The sequence below is a fragment of the Pseudoalteromonas sp. OOF1S-7 genome (assembly GCF_022347765.1).
Classification (GTDB): Bacteria; Pseudomonadota; Gammaproteobacteria; order Enterobacterales; family Alteromonadaceae; genus Pseudoalteromonas.
Window position 1 is genome coordinate 109,089 of record NZ_JAKRFZ010000005.1, and the last position, 20,049, is coordinate 129,137.

The 20,049-nt window shown below is 50.5% G+C and carries 21 protein-coding genes; 9 read left to right on the top strand and 12 right to left on the bottom strand.

The window, feature by feature from the left end; genetic code table 11:
- Positions 1-22: 22 nt before the first annotated feature.
- Genes MHN33_RS09510 through MHN33_RS09520 form a run of 3 tightly spaced genes read right to left on the bottom strand, consistent with a single transcriptional unit; the run spans position 23 to position 2,087 of the window.
- Positions 23-556, bottom strand: coding sequence for a YggT family protein (locus MHN33_RS09510; protein WP_239397742.1), 534 nt, complete (start codon positions 554-556; stop codon positions 23-25).
- 10 nt (positions 557-566) lie between these two features.
- On the bottom strand, positions 567-1,388 hold the full coding sequence (gene proC, locus MHN33_RS09515; protein ID WP_239397743.1) for a pyrroline-5-carboxylate reductase: 822 nt from the start codon (positions 1,386-1,388) through the stop codon (positions 567-569).
- A 15-nt stretch (positions 1,389-1,403) separates the two neighbouring features.
- Complete coding sequence (locus tag MHN33_RS09520; protein WP_239397744.1) at positions 1,404-2,087, bottom strand: YggS family pyridoxal phosphate-dependent enzyme; 684 nt, start codon at positions 2,085-2,087, stop codon at positions 1,404-1,406.
- 29 nt (positions 2,088-2,116) lie between these two features.
- On the opposite strand from MHN33_RS09520, the gene MHN33_RS09525 reads away from it, so the two are divergent.
- The 3 genes from MHN33_RS09525 to MHN33_RS09535 are packed head-to-tail and all read left to right on the top strand — an operon-like array spanning position 2,117 to position 5,219.
- On the top strand, positions 2,117-3,163 hold the full coding sequence (locus MHN33_RS09525) for a type IV pilus twitching motility protein PilT (protein WP_046003058.1): 1,047 nt from the start codon (positions 2,117-2,119) through the stop codon (positions 3,161-3,163).
- A 15-nt stretch (positions 3,164-3,178) separates the two neighbouring features.
- Positions 3,179-4,303, top strand: a complete 1,125-nt coding sequence (locus tag MHN33_RS09530) for a PilT/PilU family type 4a pilus ATPase (RefSeq protein ID WP_239397745.1) — start codon at positions 3,179-3,181, stop codon at positions 4,301-4,303.
- Positions 4,287-5,219, top strand: coding sequence for a hypothetical protein (locus MHN33_RS09535; RefSeq protein WP_239397746.1), 933 nt, complete (start codon positions 4,287-4,289; stop codon positions 5,217-5,219). The genes MHN33_RS09530 and MHN33_RS09535 overlap by 17 nt, the downstream gene beginning before the upstream one ends.
- On the opposite strand, the gene ruvX is transcribed toward MHN33_RS09535, so the two are convergent.
- From ruvX to MHN33_RS09565, 6 genes are all read right to left on the bottom strand, one after another.
- Entirely contained in the window at positions 5,182-5,628 is a 447-nt protein-coding gene (gene ruvX, locus MHN33_RS09540) for a Holliday junction resolvase RuvX (RefSeq protein WP_239397747.1), read from the bottom strand. The two genes, MHN33_RS09535 and ruvX, sit on opposite strands and share 38 nt — an antisense overlap.
- Positions 5,629-5,704: 76 nt before the next feature.
- Complete coding sequence (locus MHN33_RS09545) at positions 5,705-6,262, bottom strand: YqgE/AlgH family protein (RefSeq protein ID WP_239397748.1); 558 nt, start codon at positions 6,260-6,262, stop codon at positions 5,705-5,707.
- Positions 6,263-6,280: 18 nt separating this feature from the next.
- A complete protein-coding gene (gene gshB / locus MHN33_RS09550) occupies positions 6,281-7,240 on the bottom strand; it encodes a glutathione synthase (RefSeq protein ID WP_239397749.1) in 960 nt (319 codons plus the stop codon).
- 75 nt (positions 7,241-7,315) lie between these two features.
- Entirely contained in the window at positions 7,316-8,050 is a 735-nt protein-coding gene (rsmE, locus tag MHN33_RS09555; RefSeq protein ID WP_239397750.1) for a 16S rRNA (uracil(1498)-N(3))-methyltransferase, read from the bottom strand.
- A gap of 63 nt (positions 8,051-8,113) precedes the next feature.
- The gene (locus tag MHN33_RS09560; protein ID WP_239397751.1) at positions 8,114-8,596 is read right to left on the bottom strand and encodes a hypothetical protein; all 483 of its coding nucleotides are present in this window, start codon (positions 8,594-8,596) and stop codon (positions 8,114-8,116) included.
- Between the two features lie 12 nt (positions 8,597-8,608).
- Complete coding sequence (locus tag MHN33_RS09565; protein ID WP_239397752.1) at positions 8,609-9,502, bottom strand: hypothetical protein; 894 nt, start codon at positions 9,500-9,502, stop codon at positions 8,609-8,611.
- A 71-nt stretch (positions 9,503-9,573) separates the two neighbouring features.
- Between MHN33_RS09565 and glnE the strand changes: the two genes are divergently transcribed.
- Positions 9,574-12,369 carry a bifunctional [glutamate--ammonia ligase]-adenylyl-L-tyrosine phosphorylase/[glutamate--ammonia-ligase] adenylyltransferase gene (glnE, locus tag MHN33_RS09570; protein ID WP_239397753.1) on the top strand — a complete coding sequence of 932 codons (2,796 nt, stop codon included), beginning with the start codon at positions 9,574-9,576 and terminating at the stop codon, positions 12,367-12,369.
- 39 nt (positions 12,370-12,408) lie between these two features.
- On the opposite strand, the gene MHN33_RS09575 is transcribed toward glnE, so the two are convergent.
- The 3 genes from MHN33_RS09575 to tolC all read right to left on the bottom strand — a co-directional run bounded on the left by MHN33_RS09575 (position 12,409) and on the right by tolC (position 15,483).
- Positions 12,409-13,017 (bottom strand): TcpQ domain-containing protein, encoded by a 609-nt coding sequence (locus MHN33_RS09575; protein ID WP_239397754.1) that lies wholly within the window; start codon positions 13,015-13,017, stop codon positions 12,409-12,411.
- 28 nt (positions 13,018-13,045) lie between these two features.
- Positions 13,046-13,972 (bottom strand): LpxL/LpxP family Kdo(2)-lipid IV(A) lauroyl/palmitoleoyl acyltransferase, encoded by a 927-nt coding sequence (lpxL, locus tag MHN33_RS09580; protein WP_239397755.1) that lies wholly within the window; start codon positions 13,970-13,972, stop codon positions 13,046-13,048.
- A gap of 164 nt (positions 13,973-14,136) precedes the next feature.
- The gene (gene tolC, locus MHN33_RS09585) at positions 14,137-15,483 is read right to left on the bottom strand and encodes an outer membrane channel protein TolC (protein WP_239397756.1); all 1,347 of its coding nucleotides are present in this window, start codon (positions 15,481-15,483) and stop codon (positions 14,137-14,139) included.
- Positions 15,484-15,715: 232 nt separating this feature from the next.
- Between tolC and MHN33_RS09590 the strand changes: the two genes are divergently transcribed.
- Genes MHN33_RS09590 through parE form a run of 5 tightly spaced genes read left to right on the top strand, consistent with a single transcriptional unit; the run spans position 15,716 to position 20,037 of the window.
- Positions 15,716-16,345 carry an NUDIX domain-containing protein gene (locus tag MHN33_RS09590; protein ID WP_239397757.1) on the top strand — a complete coding sequence of 210 codons (630 nt, stop codon included), beginning with the start codon at positions 15,716-15,718 and terminating at the stop codon, positions 16,343-16,345.
- 24 nt (positions 16,346-16,369) lie between these two features.
- Positions 16,370-16,810, top strand: coding sequence for a DUF1249 domain-containing protein (locus MHN33_RS09595; RefSeq protein WP_239397758.1), 441 nt, complete (start codon positions 16,370-16,372; stop codon positions 16,808-16,810).
- The gene (locus MHN33_RS09600; protein ID WP_239397759.1) at positions 16,797-17,570 is read left to right on the top strand and encodes a metallophosphoesterase; all 774 of its coding nucleotides are present in this window, start codon (positions 16,797-16,799) and stop codon (positions 17,568-17,570) included. Before MHN33_RS09595 ends, MHN33_RS09600 begins: the two co-directional genes overlap by 14 nt.
- On the top strand, positions 17,555-18,151 hold the full coding sequence (locus MHN33_RS09605) for a YqiA/YcfP family alpha/beta fold hydrolase (RefSeq protein WP_239397760.1): 597 nt from the start codon (positions 17,555-17,557) through the stop codon (positions 18,149-18,151). The genes MHN33_RS09600 and MHN33_RS09605 overlap by 16 nt, the downstream gene beginning before the upstream one ends.
- On the top strand, positions 18,148-20,037 hold the full coding sequence (gene parE, locus MHN33_RS09610) for a DNA topoisomerase IV subunit B (RefSeq protein ID WP_239397761.1): 1,890 nt from the start codon (positions 18,148-18,150) through the stop codon (positions 20,035-20,037). Before MHN33_RS09605 ends, parE begins: the two co-directional genes overlap by 4 nt.
- Positions 20,038-20,049: the final 12 nt, after the last annotated feature.

Consider the following 20,049-nt stretch of genomic DNA (forward strand, 5'->3'; position numbering starts at 1 on the left):
TCATCATGAATTCTCCAAATGCTTAACGTAATAAGTCCATTACTAAAATTTGCAAAAACTGCATGCCGATCAGCAGCACTAAAATAGACAGATCCAGTCCACCCAGTGGCGGAATAACTTTACGAATAGGGCGCAACATAGGTTCAGTAAGTTGGTCAAAGACCGCTGCGATTGGATTGTAACCTTGTGCTACCCAGCTGAGAATAGCCCGGATAATTAAAATCCAAAATACCAGCGAAAAGGCTTCTTTGACCACAGTCAGTGCACCTGAAATGGCTGCTCCCATGGCATCCCAGTATCCACCAAACATCAGCATCAGGACTGACATCTTGGCAAAGCCGACCAGCAGTGCCAATATCAGCGACGCCAGATCCAACCCCCCAAACCCGGGAATGAGTTTACGCAGTGGGTTCACAGCGAACGAAGTCGCTTTAATCACGGCCTGGCTCAGTGGGTTATAAAAGTCTGCTTTAACCAATTGTAACCAGAAACGCAGTAGTACGACCATCAAAAACAGGTCAAAAATAATCCCTACCAAAAATTGCATGGCGTTCATTGTGTGTCCTCTAAATTTGTTGTTCCATTTCCTGTGCCCGGGCAATGCAGGCATCCATGGCGTCAGCCACGGTTTGTGGTAACTGGTTTGCTTTTAAATGTTCAACGGCTGCATGGGTGGTACCGCCTTTGGAGGTGACGTTCGCACGCAACTGCGCAATACTGATATCCTGCTGAGACAGTGCCATTTCCGCGGCACCCAGTGCGGTCTGTTGTACCAGCGCACGCGCTTGTTCTGGTGAGAAGCCCAGCGCGATGGCCTTTTCTTCAATGGCTTCCATGAACAAGAAAAAGTAAGCGGGAGAAGAACCCGTGACGGCAATCACATCGTTAATCTGCGACTCTTCTTCCAGCCAGATGGCGATGCCTGTTGATGAAAAGACCTGTTCAATATAGGCTTTTTCTTCCTCATTGATGTCTGCGGCAAACAGACCAGAAACGCCACGTCCAAGTAGGGACGGTGTGTTAGGCATACAGCGCACTAATTTGACATCCTGTGCCAGCATCTCACGCAGGCGCTTAACGGTGATCCCCGCGGCAACAGAAACAAACAACTTGTTGCTGATATCCAGCCCGGCATCCACAAAGGTTTGACATAATTCAGCCATCATCTGTGGCTTTACAGACAACACGATCACATCAGCCTGCTGCACTGCCTTGAGGTTATCCTGCTCGGTACGCACCCCGAAATCGGCATGGGCCTTAGCCAGCTTCTCAGCGTTGCGATTGGTTGCAATGATACTCTGTGGGGCAAATCCGTTTTTGATCATGCCACCTATGATGGCATAGCTCATGTTACCTGTGCCGATAAATGCAATCGTTTTATTAGCCATTGGGAGTGTGTCACCTTATTGTCGTTTGCCAAAAATGTCCGTGCCGATGCGCACCATGGTCGCGCCACCCTGAATGGCCATTTCCAGATCGCCACTCATACCCATCGACAAAGTATCCAGCTGTTTATATTGAGCCTTTAGTCTATCAAAGCAAGCCTTCATTTGGCTAAAATATTCCAGCTGTTGCTGTGTGTCATCGGTTTGTGCGGTGATTGTCATCAATCCGCGCAGCTCCAGCTGGTGCGCGCCATCAACATAAGCGGCCAACTCGTCCAGTTCATGCGCAGTGCACCCGGACTTTTGCTCGTCGTTACTGATGTTCACCTGGATAAGCACCTTGAGTGGCATCAGGTTAGTAGGCCTTTGTTCATTCAGGCGGCGGGCGATCTTGAGGCGATCGACACTTTGTACCCAGGAAAAATGCTCGGCTATCTGGCGTGATTTATTCGACTGAATGGGGCCAATGAAATGCCATTCGATGTCCTTTTGCTTGTCGAAGTGACGCACCTTGTCGACGGCTTCTTGCACATAGGACTCACCAAATAATCGCTGACCAGCAGCGTAAGCTTGTTCTATAAGTGCGATCGGTTTGGTTTTTGACACGGCCAGCAAAGCGACCTCCTGATCGGTGGCATACTTTTGCTGCGCTTTTGCTATGCGATCATAGGCGTTGTTCAGCCGTTCTGCTATTGTAACCATATTATTATTTGCTCGTTGTGGAGTCTAAGATGGATATTACTGAATTATTGGCCTTTAGTGTGCAACACAAAGCATCGGATTTACACCTTTCATCGGGTGTTTCTCCGATGATCCGCGTTGATGGCGATGTGCGCCGGGTAAACATTCCTGCACTGGAAGCGAAGGACGTTAACAGCCTCGTTTACGATATTATGAATGATAACCAGCGCAAGGACTATGAGCAAAATCTTGAGGTAGATTTCTCTTTCGAAGTGCCAAACCTGGCACGTTTTCGTGTCAATGCGTTTAATGCCAGTCGCGGGCCTGCGGCAGTATTTAGGACCATTCCCAGTTCGGTTTTGACTTTAGAAGATCTCGGTGCCCCCGAAATTTTCCGCAAAATTTCCGATTGCCCGCGTGGCTTAGTGTTGGTCACGGGTCCTACCGGGTCTGGTAAATCAACAACCCTGGCTGCCATGGTGGATTATATTAACAGCAACAAGCACCACCACATTCTGACTATCGAAGATCCTATCGAATTTGTGCACGATAACAAACTGAGTTTGATTAACCAGCGTGAAGTGCACCGTGATACGCATAGCTTTAATGCTGCGCTGCGTAGCGCATTGCGTGAAGATCCAGACGTGATCCTGGTGGGGGAGCTACGTGATCTGGAAACCATTCGCCTGGCCATGACCGCAGCCGAAACCGGTCACCTGGTATTTGGCACGTTGCATACCACCTCAGCGCCTAAGACCATTGACCGTATTATTGACGTTTTCCCGGGTGAGGAAAAAGACATGGTGCGCTCTATGCTTTCAGAGTCTCTGCAGGCGGTTATTTCACAAACCCTGGTGAAGAAAGTCGGTGGCGGCCGGGTTGCCGCACATGAGATCATGATGGGGATCCCGGCTATCCGGAACCTGATCCGCGAAGATAAAATCGCGCAAATGTACTCATCCATTCAGACCGGTGCGATGCACGGGATGCAGACCATGGATCAATGTCTCACCAATCTGGTAAACCGCGGCCTGATCACTAACCAGGATGCGCAGGCGAAAGCCCATGATAAAAACCAGTTTGGTACTTCATATTAAACCCGGGAGGTCGTGATGGAGCTTGTACATTACTTGCAAACGATGAAGGACAAAGGGGCATCGGATTTGTTTGTGTCTGCTGGTTTACCTGTGAGTGCCAAAATTGATGGTGAACTGCGGGCGTTGGACGATGATGTGCTGGATGCTGAGGCGTCACTCGTCATGGTTGAGTCGGCCATGAGCGAAAAGCAAAAACAGCAATTTCATGGTGAAAAAGAATGTAACTTTGCGGTGGCGAATGAGATTGGCCGCTTTAGGGTATCGGCGTTCTGGCAGCGGGACTGTGCGGGGATGGTGATCCGTCGTATTGTCACGGATATCCCTGAAGTGACCGACTTAGGCCTGCCTTCGGTACTGACCGATGTGATCATGTCTAAACGTGGTCTGGTGCTATTTGTCGGCGGTACTGGCACCGGTAAGTCGACCTCACTCGCGGCCCTGTTGGGGTATCGTAATCGCAACCAGCGCGGTCATATTTTAACCATAGAAGATCCGATTGAATTTGTTCACCAGCATCGTAAAAGTATCATCACTCAGCGTGAAGTTGGGCTGGATACGGAAAGCTTTGAATCGGCACTGAAAAGCTCGTTGCGTCAGGCACCAGATGTGATCCTGATCGGTGAGATCCGCTCTCGTGAGACCATGGAGTATGCGCTGAGCTTTGCCGAAACCGGCCATCTGTGTGTTGCGACTTTGCACGCCAATAATGCCAACCAGGCCATTGACCGTATTATGCACCTGGTACCAAAAGAGAAGCACGACAAACTGAAATACGATCTGGCGCTCAACCTCAGAGCCATTGTGGCGCAGCAGCTGGTACCGTCGGCCAAAGGGGAAGGGCGTGTGGCGGCCATTGAGGTGATGCTCAACTCTCCTATGGTGGCAGAGCTGATTAAAAAAGGCGACATTGGTTCGATTAAAGAGACCATGTCTAAGTCTAAAGAGATGGGGATGCAAACTTTTGATCAGGCGTTATTTGATTTATACAAACAACAAAGGATCAACTATGCCGATGCGTTGCACCATGCCGACTCACCGAATGATCTGCGCCTAATGATAAAACTGCAGAACAACGAGCAAAAAGGCGCTGGCTTTTTGCAAGGGGTGACTGTTGACGGCCTGGATGATAAAAAACGTTAACAGGGCGCTGCGCACGGCGCTAATATGCCTGTGCTGCCTGGTGGTCAGCCCCGCTGCGCTGGCAGCGAGGATTGCTGCTGAGCAGCCGGCCAGCGACAATGTGGTAGATATGTTTATCCGCGACGATGTCTATGCCGACTACCTGCGCTTTTTGAATGGTCGCGAACCTCTTGAAGTGACTCAGTTCTCGGGCAACTATGTGCGCAGAGATGTGGTAGATATGGTGCTGGCGCAACAAGCACTGGCTCTGGGTGGCTTCAGAAAAGTTTTCACCTACCGGCCTGGTAATGTCAGTTTTCGCCACTCTAATCTGCTCGAACAGGGTAAGCTGCTGCTGAGCTTCGACAGTTACTGGCTCGAAGATGCTCAAGCCAAAGCCGATAAACTGTTTATCAGTGATGCGGTGATCCGTCGGGGTGAGTATTTTGCCGGCATTTTCTATGCCCCGGAGAATCTGGCGGTAGCACGCATCACCCGATTAGATGAATTGCGTGAGTTGAGTGCGGTGTCCACCAGTCGTTGGCGAACAGACTGGCAAACGCTGAACAGTCTGGGCCTTAAGCACTTGATGAATGAACCCGTCTGGGCATCGCAGGCCCAAATGGTCAACCGGCAATGGGTCGACTTTATGCTCATGCCGCTGATGCCGAGCCTGGATAATGAGTTCAGGCTGGATGATATCTTTTTGGTGGCACACCCCAACTTAGTGGTGCAGTTTGATGGCAGTCGCCATTTTGTGGTGTCGCGACTGCATCCCGATGGGGAAAGAGCATTTAAGGCATTACAAAGCGGCTTAAAGCAACTCAGGGCGCAAGGTATGATCCGTCAGGCTTATGAGCAGGCCGGATTTATCCCCGACCAGCGGCGCTATCGGGTGCTCAACCCCATTGCGCCTCAAAAAAGCTCTCCAGAATGATAATGGCAGACATACCATCAATCTTATCTTTGGCCAAAGAGCGGTAGCCGCCTTGCTCAAATAACCGGGCTTTGGCATCTGCCGTCGTCAGACGTTCGTCCTGAGTTTCGACCGGTAAGCGAAACTGGTTGTGTAGTCGGTTGGCGAATTTTTTGGCGCGAAAGGTCAGATCCTGATGCGAACCATCCATATTCAGTGGCAGCCCAACCACCAACAGGTCGGGTTTCCACTGCTCGATATACGGGGCGATATCCTGCCAGTCGGGAATACCATCACGGGCTTTAACTGCGCCCAGGCTGCTGGCTGTGCCCGTCATTTCCTGTCCTACGGCCAGGCCGATGCTGCGGGTGCCAAAATCAAAGCCAATGACTGTACGCTGGCCAGGGGCTGTTTTTTCGTTATTGCTCATGGTGTATGTCTCAATTAATCACAGGCCGTCGCCAACAGGTTAAGTGGCAACAGGCTGTTAACTGGGGTAGTGTGGTTCAGGCGTGGCCCGCCTCGGTGCTCAGCTGGCCGGCGTCAATGCCAAGCATTTCTACCGCTTTTTCCCAGCGTTTTTCCGGTGGTGTATTAAAAATAATGGCCGGGTCGGCTTCTATGATCAGCCAGGAGTTTTCCAGGATCTCTTTTTCCAGCTGCCCTTGTTCCCACCCTGAATAGCCCAGCGTAATGATAAATGCATCCGGACAATTGTGTGAGGTCAGTGACGCCAACACATCTTTGGAGGTGGTGATCATGATGTCTGAACTGAGTTCACGGCTGGATGCATAACCGGGTTTGGGCGTGTGCAGTACAAAGCCTCGGTCAGTATGGACTGGTCCACCGGCAAACACAGATTGGCGAGCAGCTGTACTGGATTTATCATTGTCTATCTCTATCTGGTCAAGCAGCTCACCCACAGTGACATTAATAGGGTGATTGACGACCAGGCCCATTGCGCCTTCTTCGTTGTGCTCACAAATGTAGGTGACCGTGTGCTTAAAGAAGGGATCTTGCAGGTTTGGCATGGCGACCAAAAAATGATTTGCGAGTGATTGCATAGCGAGACCCCCTTTTAATTATTCTTTAGTATGGTCGAGTTTTGCCGCAATGGCATCAAAAAACTTGTCCATAATAGAAATATCAAACGCAGCTTCGATTTCTTTCACACAGGTAGGTGCAGTGACATTAATCTCAGTCAGTTTGTCGCCGATGATGTCCAGGCCAACAAAAATCAACCCTTTTTCTTTTAAAACCGGTGCAACGGCTTCAGCTATTTTGCGGTCGCTGTCACTGATTGGGCGTGCTTCACCTCGGCCACCTGCAGCCAGATTGCCTCGTGTTTCGCCCCCTTGCGGAATACGTGCCAAACAGTAGGGCATGACTTCACCATCGACGACCAGTACGCGTTTGTCACCGTCTTTAATCGCAGGGATATAATTTTGCGCCATGGCAAAACGACTGCCGTGCTCGGTAAGGGTTTCGCAGATCACACCAATGTTAGGGTCATCGTGAGTGACCCGGAAAATCGAGGCGCCACCCATACCGTCCAGCGGCTTGAGAATGATATCGCCATGCTTTGCCAGAAATTCACGGATCTGCGATGCTGAGCGCGTGACTAAGGTATCTGGCGTGTGTTCACTGAACCAGGCTGTAAACAGTTTTTCATTGGCATCACGCAGGCTTTGTGGTTTGTTGATCACTAAAGTACCAGCTTGCTCAGCGCGCTCCAGTATGTAAGTCGCGTAAATATATTCGGTATCAAACGGCGGATCTTTACGCATCAGGATCACGTCCAGATCGCTTAGTGCAATGTCGTCTTTGTCGGCCAGCTCATACCAGTGATTGACATCGTCAAACACGGTTGCTTTGGCGGCGGTGGCCCGGGCTTCACCCTGGTACAAGTACAAATCCTGCATTTCCATGTAGTAAAGCTCATATCCACGTGCCTGTGCTGCCAGCATCATGGCGAAGCCAGTATCTTTTTTGATATTAAAGCCACTGATTGGATCTGAGATGATCCCGAGTTTCGCTGCCATTGGGGTAACCTTATGTAAAGTGAATCAATTCAACTGCTAAGTACTTGGATAGGATATAAGGGCGAAACTGGTTTTTTAAAGGGCCAGATCACCAAACTCAAGTTGCAATGCGCTGAGTACAGTGAGGGCGGCGGTTTCAGTGCGCAGTACGCGTGGGCCGAGGCGAATATCAATAAACCCTTGCTGTGCTGTGGCGGCCATTTCCTCATCAGTAAAGCCCCCTTCAGGGCCGACTAAGAAACGAACGCCCTGCTCTGGCTGTGGCAGGGTTTTAATTGAATGTTCGGCTCTTGGGTGCAGTGTCAGCTTAAGTGCCTTGCTACTTTGTGCCAGCCACTCATCAATTGAAATTGGTGGATGGATGGTCGTAATGGTATTGCGACCAGATTGCTCGGCGGCTGCGATGGCGATTTTTTGCCATTGCTGATGTTTCTTTGCCAGCCGCTCACCGCTGAGTTTCACACCACAGCGGGTGGTAAATAAAGGAGTGATCTCGGTGATCCCCAGTTCCACAGATTTCTGAATAGTAAAGTCCATTTTATCACCTCGCGAGATCCCCTGACCGAGGTGAATAGACAGCGGTGATTCAACCTGTTTATCAATATACTGCTCAGGCGTTACCCGTACTTTCTTTTTACTGACCTCACAGATAGAAGCCAGATATTCTCCGCCCTGGCCATTGAACAGACTGAGCTGATCCCCTTCGCCCATACGCAGTACACGGGCAACGTGCCCGGCAGCATCATCGCCAAGGTCAATCGCTTCACCAATCACTAGGTCTGAAGGCTGATAAATATGAGGTATGCGCATGGTGGACTATTCCGCTGTTAAATAGCCGTAATGGTAAGGGGTTATGTACGGTGAGTCCAGCATCTATTCGGCTTTGTCAGTGTGATGCTGGGCAAAGTCGAGTACTGAATCCTGTGTCGTAGCTGAGACCGTAGAGTGACAGGTCAGGTGATTGTTATTAAAGGGGTCTCGTAGTGGGTGATAGACATATCCCCGGTCACTTTGTTCAACGGTGATACGCTGGCGGTGGAGTGAATTAAAGATAAAGCGCTGGGTTTCGTCCGCAAGGTGGTAGTCGAGCGCGTAGATCAGCACGCCCTTCACTTTGTGATGTTCGTGCAGGTATGAGGCCAACTCCGAGACGCTGATTTCATTGGCAAAGTCACAGTAGCAATAGTCTTTGACCTGCTCCTGAAACATCATTTTCAGCATCTGTTTGGTGTTGTCACCGGCAATTAATAACTCACTGGGCAGATCAGGGCGCTGCGCTTTAAGGTGCGCAGCAAACTCTCTGCTGAACTCCCAGTTGCTGTCGACCAGCAAAAAGTTTTCTAGGTTTAAACGCACTAACAAGCCTGGTTACATTGAGAACATGTTAATAAGTAAATAGCCTATTGCGCAGAAAACAGCAAACTCCAGACAGGCAATACCGATATTATCCTGGTGGTCAACTTCCAGCCCGATGTCCACTCTGGGTAACGCCAGCTGGAGTAATAAATGGCTGATCCCATAAAGCAGCAACCACATCACGCCACAGTGCATCACAATTACAAAGAGGTTTTCAACGACTTTGGCACCATGATAAGGCGCACTGTGCAGGCCTGCATAAATGGCCAGCGCCAGGCCAATACTCTTACCGGCATAGCGGATCCCAATGGAGGTGTTGGCGAGGTTAAAGTTCTGTTGTAACGATGCGCCCTGGTTGTAGCGAGCAAAGCGCCACTCACGGATTTTACTGTCCAGTGCGCACATTAACTGCACCACCATAAAGCTGAGTGTCACAACCAGTAAGTTGCCAAAGCCCTGCGGGTGGATCCAATGATACAGCCCCAGTACCAAAATGGTGTTGCCGACCAGCATGCCCGAGTCCACTACTGCGGCGCAGACGTTTTGCTTCAATATTGCTTGCTCCTCATTGAACTGATAGAGGATCCATTTACGGTGGATATGCTGGCCAAAATAAATAAACACCAGGATCAGCAGCAAAATAATGCCACTACGTAGCGACTCTGCCTGTAATACCATCATGCCAGTGTCATTGAGAACATAAGCACAACAGATCACCAGCACAGCCAGATGCGTGGCGTAGCTGATCCCCAGAGCAAAGTTGTCCCGCTTGGCCAGTTCATCCTCCAGCATCTGTCTGGCACTAAACTGAACATATAAACGCAGAGCAATGGTGAACAGACAGATCACGACAAAACTCACTAAGATGGCGAAAAAGTTGATATTGGCTAAAGACAAATAACTCATGCTAAGTGTAAGGTGGTGGCAATTAAGTTTACTATAACACCGCTTTTTGCAATTGCACTGGAGATTTTTCTATGGATTTCGGTGGCTTGCCCCAGGCACTTGGGCAGCTGGCAGTAGCACGCTGTCAGGCATTGTTTGCCCAGCACACAAGTAACCCAGCCGTGCTCAGGCTACTTGGACTGAGTGATTTTGCGTATCGTATCTTACAGCGTCATCCAGACTGGATTGAGTGGTTGCTGGATAACGAACAAATGCAACAAAGAGCTTGTCCTGTTCCTCTTGAGGAACCGCTCGTAGAGCTGGATGAAGCCAGCTGCTTCAGACAGCTGCGTGAGTATCGCAAGCGCTATTGGCTCAAGCTAATGTGGCTTGATCTGGTTGAGGGCAATCCGATTGCCGACAGCATTGCATATCAGTCGCGCCTCAGCGAAACACTGATTGACTGGGCCAACCGCTGGGCACACATCAGCGTGGCCAAAAGCAATGGCCAGGTGTGTGATGAACATCAGAACCCAGTGCCCATGTTGGTGCTGGGGATGGGTAAACTGGGTGGAGGGGAGCTGAATTTCTCCTCGGACATTGATCTGATCTTTACCTATCCGTTTGCCAAGTCCACCGAAGGCGGACGTCGCAGTATCGAAGCGCAGGTGTTTTATACCAAAGTGGCGCAAAAGCTCATTGCTGCACTCGATCAATGTACTGCCGATGGCCAGGTATTTCGCGTAGATATGCGTTTGCGTCCTTTTGGTGACAGCGGTCCGCTGGTGATGAGTTTTGCTGCTATGGAAGACTATTATCAGGATCAGGGTCGGGAGTGGGAGCGTTACGCTATGCTCAAAGCGCGTCTGCTGGGTGAAGAAAATCGTTACTGGTGCGAATTTAAAGCCCTGATCCGCCCCTTTGTTTTTCGTCGTTATATCGATTTCTCTGTGATTGAATCGTTGCGAAAAATGAAGCATATGATCGCTCAGGAGGTGAGGCGCAAAGGACTGACGAATAACATTAAGCTGGGGGCCGGCGGGATCCGTGAAGTGGAATTTATCGTTCAGGCGTTGCAGATGATCCGCGGTGGCCGTGAACCGGAATTACAAACGCCGTCATTGCTGTCGGCCCTGGCACAGCTCCAAAGCCTGTCCTTGATCCCCGCGGAAGTGGGCGAGGTGCTGTCTCAGCAATATCTGTTACTGCGCCGTACTGAGCAGTATTTACAGGCGTTTGATGACTGTCAGACGCAAACTCTGCCAGACGATGAAGTGGGACAGTTGCGTCTGACAGTGTTGCTGGATTGCACCCGGTATAGTGATGTGCTATCCGTGTTGGAGCAGGCTCAAGGGGCGGTACGGGCTGAATTTACTCAGGTCATCGGGGAGGAGCCCGAGCTTGGCGAGGCGTTGGCACCGGAATATGTGTCTGCCTGGGAGCAGCGCGACATCAGTTATCTTGAATCTCCATTACCGGAAGCGGTTAGTGCAGCCTGGCAACAGTCCCTTGAACAATTTTACCTGGGACTGAGCAAAACGCAGATGGGCACACGCGGCAGGGATGTGCTGGATAAACTGATGCCGGCCTTACTGAGTGAAATTACGCGTACTCCGGTTGCTGAAATTCTGGAGCGGGTGCTAAAGGTGATACTGAAAATTGCCTCGCGCACCGCGTACCTCGAATTATTATTTGAAAACCGCGGAGCATTGCAACAACTGATCAAGTTATGCGCACACAGTGTCTGGATAGCAGATCAGGTGGCCCGCTATCCCATCTTACTGGATGAACTGATCGATCCGGCGGTACTTTATCAGCCGCTGCCGCTGAGCGCTTATTACAGCGAAGTTCAGCAGTATTTTTTACGTATCGACAGCGAAGATCTGGAGTTGCAGATGGAAGCGCTGCGTCAGTTTAAGCAGACTCAGGCACTGCGCATTGCTGCGGCAGATGCCACTGGGGTGCTGGATATTATGAAAGTCAGTGATCATCTGACCGCACTGGCGGAAGCCATTATTGCCAAGGCGGTTGATATTGCCTGGCAGCAAATGGTGAGCCGCTATGGTGCACCTGAAGGGGCCGATGTTGAGCACAAAGGCTTTGCCGTGGTGGCCTATGGCAAAGCTGGCGGACTGGAACTGGGATATAACTCAGATCTTGACCTGGTGTTTGTTCACAATCGCGACGGCAACAGTGTCACCACAGGGGATAAGTCGATTTCAGCGCGTCAGTTTTACCTGAAGCTGGCCCAGCGGCTAATGCACTTATTCAATACCCGAACCAATTCAGGCATTCTTTATGAACTGGATACCCGGCTGAGGCCGGAAGGTAATTCGGGGCTGCTGGCGATTAATATCGAGAGTTTTTATCAGTATCAGCAGCAGCAAGCCTGGACCTGGGAACATCAGGCATTGGTGCGCTCACGCATGGTATTGGGTGAGCCCGAATTGATCGCGCGTTTTAACGCTATTCGTAATGAGATACTCTGCCAGCGCCGTGAAAGTGCATCGCTGTGCGAAGACATCGTAGCGATGCGAGAAAAAATGCGGGGACACCTGGATAAGAGCAATGAGATTGAATTGGATTTGAAACAGGGTGTTGGGGGGATGACGGACATTGAGTTTATTGCACAGTATCTGGTGCTTAATTACGCGCATGCCCATCCTGAGCTGGCGCGATTCCCCGATAATATTCGTATCTTTGAGATGGCTTATCATGCCGGGGTGATTGACAAGGCTACACAATCGGTCCTGACTCAGGCGTATTGTGAGTTCCGCGATCGTTATCATCTGCACAGTCTCAACGCAGGAGGGCGCAGTGTGGCGATGCATGAAGTGGCAGAATTAGTGGACTCAGTGAAGGTTGCTTGGCGGCATTTACTGGGGTAAATTGAGCCGGAGAGAATGCGCTTTCTCCGGCCTGAAGGTTTACTTGGTCAAGCGGCGGCAGTTTTCGCGTACAAAGCGAGAGGGTTTTTGGGTGATGATCGCAGCGCGCTGACGATGGCAAAAGAAAGTAAATACTTCGAACTCAAAATCATCATTGATGGCGGTGCCAACCTGATACAGAGTAGAGACAAAATTGGTATCAACGCGGAAGTTGTGTTTCACCACATAGTCTTTGTCCAGATACCAGAACAGCTCGATGTCTTCTTGCTTGGCATAGTTGCTCATGACGCTACGCAGGGTTTCACCGCTGTCAAAGCGTCGAGGCTGGATTTCACCGGTCCAGCGCTGTGGCGCGGGTTTGACCACCAGGCCGCGCTGCGCAATGGCATCATCTAGCGGATAGGTTGGTTTGCCCAGATCAAGCACGTATTTTTCCCGCTCGGTGTTACGCTCAGTGTAATTACGCTTGAACCCTTCGTAAAATTGAGTGAACCCCCGAGCGGCGGCATTGGTGGTATCACGAAATTCCATTGACGGGATATTGCCATACAAAAAGTAATACGCGGCCCATACCAATAACACACCTAACGACAGGTGTTTGGTCCAGAACCACAGGTTCGATAAGCGTTTTGAACGTTTTTTAGCCATACTATCACGACACACTTTATACTAACGGTTACTCATAATACGATGGTGCATTTTCATCCGGGCGCGTTTTGAAGCGTCGGTGCAGCCACATGTATTGTTCCGGGGCTTGCTCTATAGCCAGCTCCATTCGCTGATTGACCCGGGTGACATCGGTACATGGATCGCCACTTGGAAAGTCTGCCAGCGCTGGTTGGATCTCAATGTGGTATTGACCCTGCTCATCTCGGATGCCATGTAAGCTTAATGTCTCACAATTTTTGCTTCCTGCAAAGAGCAGTGTCCCGGTTGTAGATGCAGCATCGGGTACCGCAAAGAACGGTGCAAATTCGCAGCGGTTGCGGCCATAGTCCTGATCGGGCAGGTAATAACAGAGTTTTTTGTGCTTCAGTGCCTGCAACAGACCTTTGACATCGCGTTTTCCAATCAGGTACTCATTGGACCGCAATCGGCCTTTGGTCATAAAGTATTCCATCAATGGGTTGTTATGTGGGCGATAAAACCCGATCCCCATTTGCGCAGTACCCAGCACTCTGCTTAGCATCTCCAGGTGCAGCATGTGTGGTACCAGCAGGAGCACACCTTTGCCACTGGCCTGTGCCTGCGTAATGTGCTCTATGCCTTTTACTGAGCCGACGACCCGATTCAGTCGCCATTGTGGCCACCACCAGGCCATTGAGGTTTCGAAGGTGGCGATGCCCGTGTTTTCCATGTTTTTCAGTACCATATCGGCACGTTGCTGCGCATCCATGGCGGGAAAGCACAAGCGTAAATTGACATCAGCAATACGCCGGCGTTTTTTTAACAGGCGGTGCACCAGGCGCCCGAGCATCTTTCCCAGCCATAGCTGAATACCTTGCGGTAACCAGGACAGGGCGTAGAGAAAAAAAACACTCAGCCAGGTTGGCCAGAACTTGGGGGCTAAAAATGCCAGCTTAAAGGTGGGGTTGTTAACCAAAGGTGCACTCTCGTTCAAACTTCAAAGGGTTAGTTTAGCGATATCGGCTGGGCAGCTCAAGAGAGCGGTGATGAGCGCAGACCTCATTTTACTGATCCGGCGGGGTAAATTACAGGCAGAAAAAAACCGGTTTGCACCGGTTTTTTGTTCGAGCGAAATAATGGTTAGCCTGCGATCAGGCCTTTGTTGATGGCTTCCAGGTCGCTGCGGTTCAGTGAGCCAGCCGCTTGTTTCAGCTTCAGCGTCGACAAGACATACTGATAACGCAGGTTTGCCAGGTTACGCTTCGCGCTGTACAGGTTACGGGTGCTTACCAGCACGTCAACAATGGTACGAGTACCCACTTCAAAGCCCGCTTCTGTGGCCTGTAAGGCACTCTCTGCAGAGACAACCGCTTGCTCCAGTGCACGATAGGTTGCCACATCAGACATCACCTGGTTGTAAGAGGTGATCACCGAGCGGGTTACATTGCGCATTGACGCTTCCAGGTCTTCACTGGCTGCAACATACAGGGCGCGTGCCTGATCGGTTGCCGCCACGGTTTTGCCACCCGAATAGATCGGAACACTGAACGTCAGACCAATGCTGGTGCCATCTGTGCGAGGTGCCAACTCGGCGCCTTCGGAGTTACTGATAGAATCAGAGTAAGAAGCTTGCAAACTCAATGTTGGGTAGTGGCCTGCTTGTGCCAGGTCAATCTGATCCTGGGCAATGTCCAGGGCCGATTTAGCAACCTGCAATGAGAGATTTTGCTCTTTGGCTAAGGTGATAAAATCATTAGACTGTCGACCTGGTTTAACGGTAGAAAAGCTTTCGGTATTGAGCTTATCTAGTTTAGCATGGTACTTACCAGTGATAGTTCGCAGGGTTTCACGGGCAGTCTCTACGTTGTTCTGTGCCACGATTTCGTTGGCCACAGATTGGTCAAACTGAGCCTGAGCTTCGTGTACGTCGGTGATAGCGGTCAGGCCTACCTCGTAGCGCTGCTTAGTTTGCTCCAGCTGACGCTCGATGGCCCGTTTTTCTGCCTGTACGAACTCCAGGTTGTCCAGTGCGCTTAGTACATCAAAGTAGCCCTGCGCGACACGCACAATCAGGTCTTGTTGCTGTTGCTCGTAGCTGGTCAGTGCCTGCATCGCCTGTTTCTCAGCAATGGTCAGATTTTGCCAGGTGGCCATGCTAAAAATGGTCTGGTTCAGTGTAATTTTACGGCTAAACTCATCGCCCCAGGTATCGACAACGGTATAGCCAGTGGCATCGTTTTGACCCGGTAGCGTTGACTCGCCATCACTGTCACCATAGGTCATTGAAAAACCCAATGAAGGCAATAGATCGCCTAAAGCTGAGTCCTGGGCGTACTTTTGAGCGTCAGCCTGTGCTTTGGCTTTTAATACGGTTGGATCGTTAGCGGTGGCAATTTCGTACACTTGCAACAGATCTTCGGCCTGAGAGGCTGTGCTGGACAGGGCGCAGGCAACACCGATAAACAGAGATAGAATGCTTTTTTTCATTATTTGCTCAGTCCTTAGACAATTTTCATTGTCGGCATGTTACCTTGTTTTCGTCAATTCCTATATAAGGAAAGTGGCAAATCGGTAAGAACAAGTGTAACAGAATATAATACAGTTCAGATTGGGCTTCCCCAGTTAAAGAACGGTAAAATAAGATAAAATTAGAGAACACCTATGATGGGGTTTCAGGGTTAAAAATTAAACCCCAATCATGAAAAAAATGGGATAGAACATGAAACCAGTCGCACAATTTGATCGTCAAGATGTGGTGTTAGATGAACCTACACGTCGTTATAACAAATTTTTTAAGATTGACTTATATGCGTTTAAGCATGCCCTGTTTGCGGGCGGTCAGTCGAAGACCATCTATCGCGAGATTTTGGAGCGCGGCCATGCCGTGGCGGTGTTGCCCTATGATCCCGTTACAGATCAGATTTTACTGATTGAACAGATCCGCATCGGGGCGTTGGCGACCAAAGACTCACCCTGGCTACTGGAATGTATTGCCGGCATGGCAGAAGGCAGTCTGGATTATGAAAGCGTGGTACGCAAAGAAGCCAGGGAAGAAGCCGGACTGGAGTTAGATGAACTGCATTATATGACGTCCTACCTGTCCAGCCCGGGTGGCTCTACAGAGCGTTTATACCTGTATCTGGCAAAGGCGGATCTGAGCAAGGCGGGAGGCATTTATGGTTTGTCCGAAGAGGGTGAAGACATTAAAGTACATGTGATGCCCTTTGGCGAGGCGATGACGCGGCTCGAAAATGAGGAAATAGATAACGCTGCGACGGTGATTAGTCTACAATGGTTGGCGTTACACAAACCCAAAATGTTGGCGCAGTGGCAATCTCAGCCGGTTTAAAGTGAGGTCGTTTGATCAGCAGTTATGCACAAAGAGTACATCCAGTCTTTACCTAAATATATTACCTTATGCGAGCGCAACTATTTGCGGGCGCTAAAACTGCTACCTGAAGAATCACTGGGTAACAGTCGTGAGGTACATCTGGGGGCGGCCAGTTATCAGATCCGCATCGACGGCATAGCCCGCTATACCACCGACATTGCGGTGGTTCAGAAACAACAGATCAGTGCTCATCTGGATGATTTTGCTTTGTCTGTACGCTTGTATCACGATGCCAAAGTGGCGGAAGTGATCCATCATGACTTTCATCAACGCATCAAACCGTCTTATCGCTATCCGAATCCGGACATGCACCACAAAGACGAAAAATATCAGCTCAATGCCTTTTTAGCAGACTGGCTGATGGCTTGTCTGGAAAGTGGTCGGGTACCACTCAACTGGGACGTCAACAATGGCCTGGTTTGAACAGGTTCATCAATTCACAAGCGCAGAGTTGCGCCTGGCACACATCACAGACAGCCACCTGTTTGGCAGCCGTGAGGGGTGCTATTTTGAGGTCAATACCGCAGCACACTTTATCAGCGTGCTCGATGCCCTGGCCGGGGAAGGGCTCGATGGTGTGGTGTTTGGTGGCGACCTAACTCAGGACCACAGTGCGGCTTCCTATGCGTTATTTGCCGAACTGGTTGCACAGTCGATGCTCGATTGCCCGTTGTTCTGGGTGCCGGGTAATCATGATGATCTCACGATGCTGGCGCAGATCAGCGAAGGGCAGATCAGTGCAGCCAAGTATTTACAGTGTGATCTGGGTGATATTTTGCTGCTCAATAGCAAAGGCCCCACGCCTGCTGGCTGGTGCAAGGCTGAACATCTGACCGAACTGGAGCAACAACTAAACAATGGCTCAGCCCCTGTCCTTGCATTTTGCCATCATCATCCGCTCCCGATTGACGGCTACCTCGATAAACACATGCTGGAAAACGGCCCCCAGCTGCTCAATACACTGGTCGACAGTCAGCGTGTTGAGGCACTTATTCATGGCCACGTGCACCATGCCTATGCGCAGTCGTTTCGTACTCTGCCTGTGTATGCCACACCGGCGACGTCTATCCAGTTTGCTAAACACACCACAGACTGGCAGCAGCATAACTTAGGGCCTGCCTATCGCCTTGTCCACTGGACTGAAAAAGGCTTACACACTGAGGTAAAATGGCTCGAAAACTAATTTATATTCATGGTTTTAACAGTTCAGAGCAGTCCTATAAGGCACAACAATTAGGACAATGGCTTGGACAACAGTCGTTTGCGTGTACTTACCTGACGCCTCACTTGCATTACGACCCGGCTATCGCCATTGTGCAGCTTGAACAATTGATAGACGAAGAGACCGCGCTTGTCGGTAGCTCGCTGGGTGGCTACTACGCCACTTATTTGGCACACCAACATGGTTTACGTGCTGTGGTGGTGAACCCGGCGGTGCGCCCGTTTGAATTGTTGCATGATTATCTCGGACCTCAGTATAATCCCTATCAGCAACAGCATTACACGCTGACGCACCAGCATGTAGACACTTTGCGTCAGCTCTACGTTGAGTCGCTGCACGCACCAGAAAATATATTATTGCTACAACAAAGCGGCGATGAAGTGTTACCCTATCAACAGGCAGTGAACTACTTCAGCGCCAGCCCCGGCCATATTGAGTTTGGCGGGGACCATAGTTTTATGGGTTTTGAGCGTTACTTTGACACCCTTGTCAGGTTTCTCAAAATCACCAACACGAACGAAGAAAATCAGATCCAATTATGAGTCAGCAGAATTATAATGCCGAAGCCATTGAGGTGTTGAATGGCCTGGAGCCGGTGAAACGCCGCCCTGGCATGTATACCGACACCACGCGCCCCAATCACTTGGGTCAGGAAGTCATAGACAACAGTGTCGATGAAGCCCTGGCCGGCCATGCCAGCAAGATCGATGTGATCCTGCATGAAGACAATTCGCTGCAGGTGATTGACGACGGACGCGGCATGCCTGTGGATATTCACCCCGAAGAAGGGATCCCGGGCGTAGAGCTGATCCTGACCAAGCTGCACGCTGGTGGTAAATTCTCCAATAAAAACTATCAATTCTCTGGTGGTCTGCACGGGGTGGGGATCTCTGTGGTCAATGCTTTATCAACCCGGGTTGAGATCACGGTTAAGCGTGATGCCCAGGTCTATCAGATGGCATTTGAGCATGGCGACAAGGTCGAAGATTTAGAAATCACGGGCACGGTTGGTAAACGTAATACCGGTACCTCAGTACAATTCTGGCCCGACCCCAGTTATTTTGATTCCGCCAACTTCTCGCTCAGCAAGCTCAACTATCTGCTCAAAGCCAAAGCCGTGTTGTGCCCGGGTCTGCGTATTCGCTTTGTCAACAAGCAAACCAAAGAAACGCAGGAGTGGTGCTACGAGTCGGGTCTGGAGGACTATCTAAAAGACAGCGCCAAAGGCTTTGAGACCTTACCGCAAAGCCCGTTTGTGGGCAGCTTCAGTGGCTCCACCGAAGGGGTTGACTGGGCATTGCACTGGCTGCCTGAAGGCGGTGAGTCTATCACCGAAAGCTATGTGAACCTCATTCCAACCGCGCAAGGCGGGACACATGTGAATGGTCTGCGTCAGGGCTTATTGGAAGCCATGCGTGAATTTTGTGAGTTCCGCAACTTGTTGCCGCGTGGTGTCAAGCTGACACCGGACGATGTCTGGGACAAGTGTAGCTATGTGTTGTCGGTTAAAATGCAGGATCCGCAGTTTGCCGGTCAGACCAAAGAAAAGCTGTCATCGCGTTCTTGTGCGACGTTTGTCTCGGGTATTGTGAAAGATGCCTTCAGCCTGTGGCTGAACGAGCACACAGATACTGCCGAAGCGCTCGCTGAGCTATGTATCAGCAACGCCCAAAAACGCATGCGTGCGGCCAAGAAAGTGGTGCGTAAAAAAGTCACCAGTGGCCCGGCGTTACCGGGTAAACTGACCGACTGCTCTGGCTCAGAAACTGAGCGTTCTGAATTGTTTCTGGTAGAAGGGGACTCGGCGGGCGGTTCAGCTAAGCAAGCCCGTGACCGCGAGTTTCAGGCCATCATGCCGCTGCGGGGTAAAATCCTGAATACCTGGGAGGTAGATTCCGGGCAGATTTTGGCCTCGCAGGAAGTCCACGATATTTCAGTGGCGTTGGGCATAGATCCCGACTCAGAAGACTTGTCGGCGCTGCGCTATGGCAAAGTGTGCATTCTGGCCGATGCTGACTCCGACGGACTACACATTGCCACTTTATTGTGTGCTTTGTTTGTTAAACACTTCCCGGAGCTGGTGCGCCGTGGTCATGTGTATGTGGCCATGCCACCGCTGTTCCGTATCGACGTAGGCAAGGAAGTGTACTACGCGCTGGATGAAGACGAAAAACGCGGCATCTTAGACCGTATTGAAGCCGAGAAAAAGCGCGGTAAAGTCAATGTGCAGCGCTTCAAAGGGTTGGGTGAAATGAATCCAATGCAGCTGCGCGAAACCACCATGGACCCCAATACCCGCCGACTGGTGCAACTGACCCTGAATGAGCCTGAAGAGACACTGGAAGTGATGGACATGCTGTTGGCCAAGAAGCGTGCCGGCGACAGAAAGAGCTGGCTGGAACAACATGGTGATAAGGCAGAAGTGTAAGCTTGCTGCCGA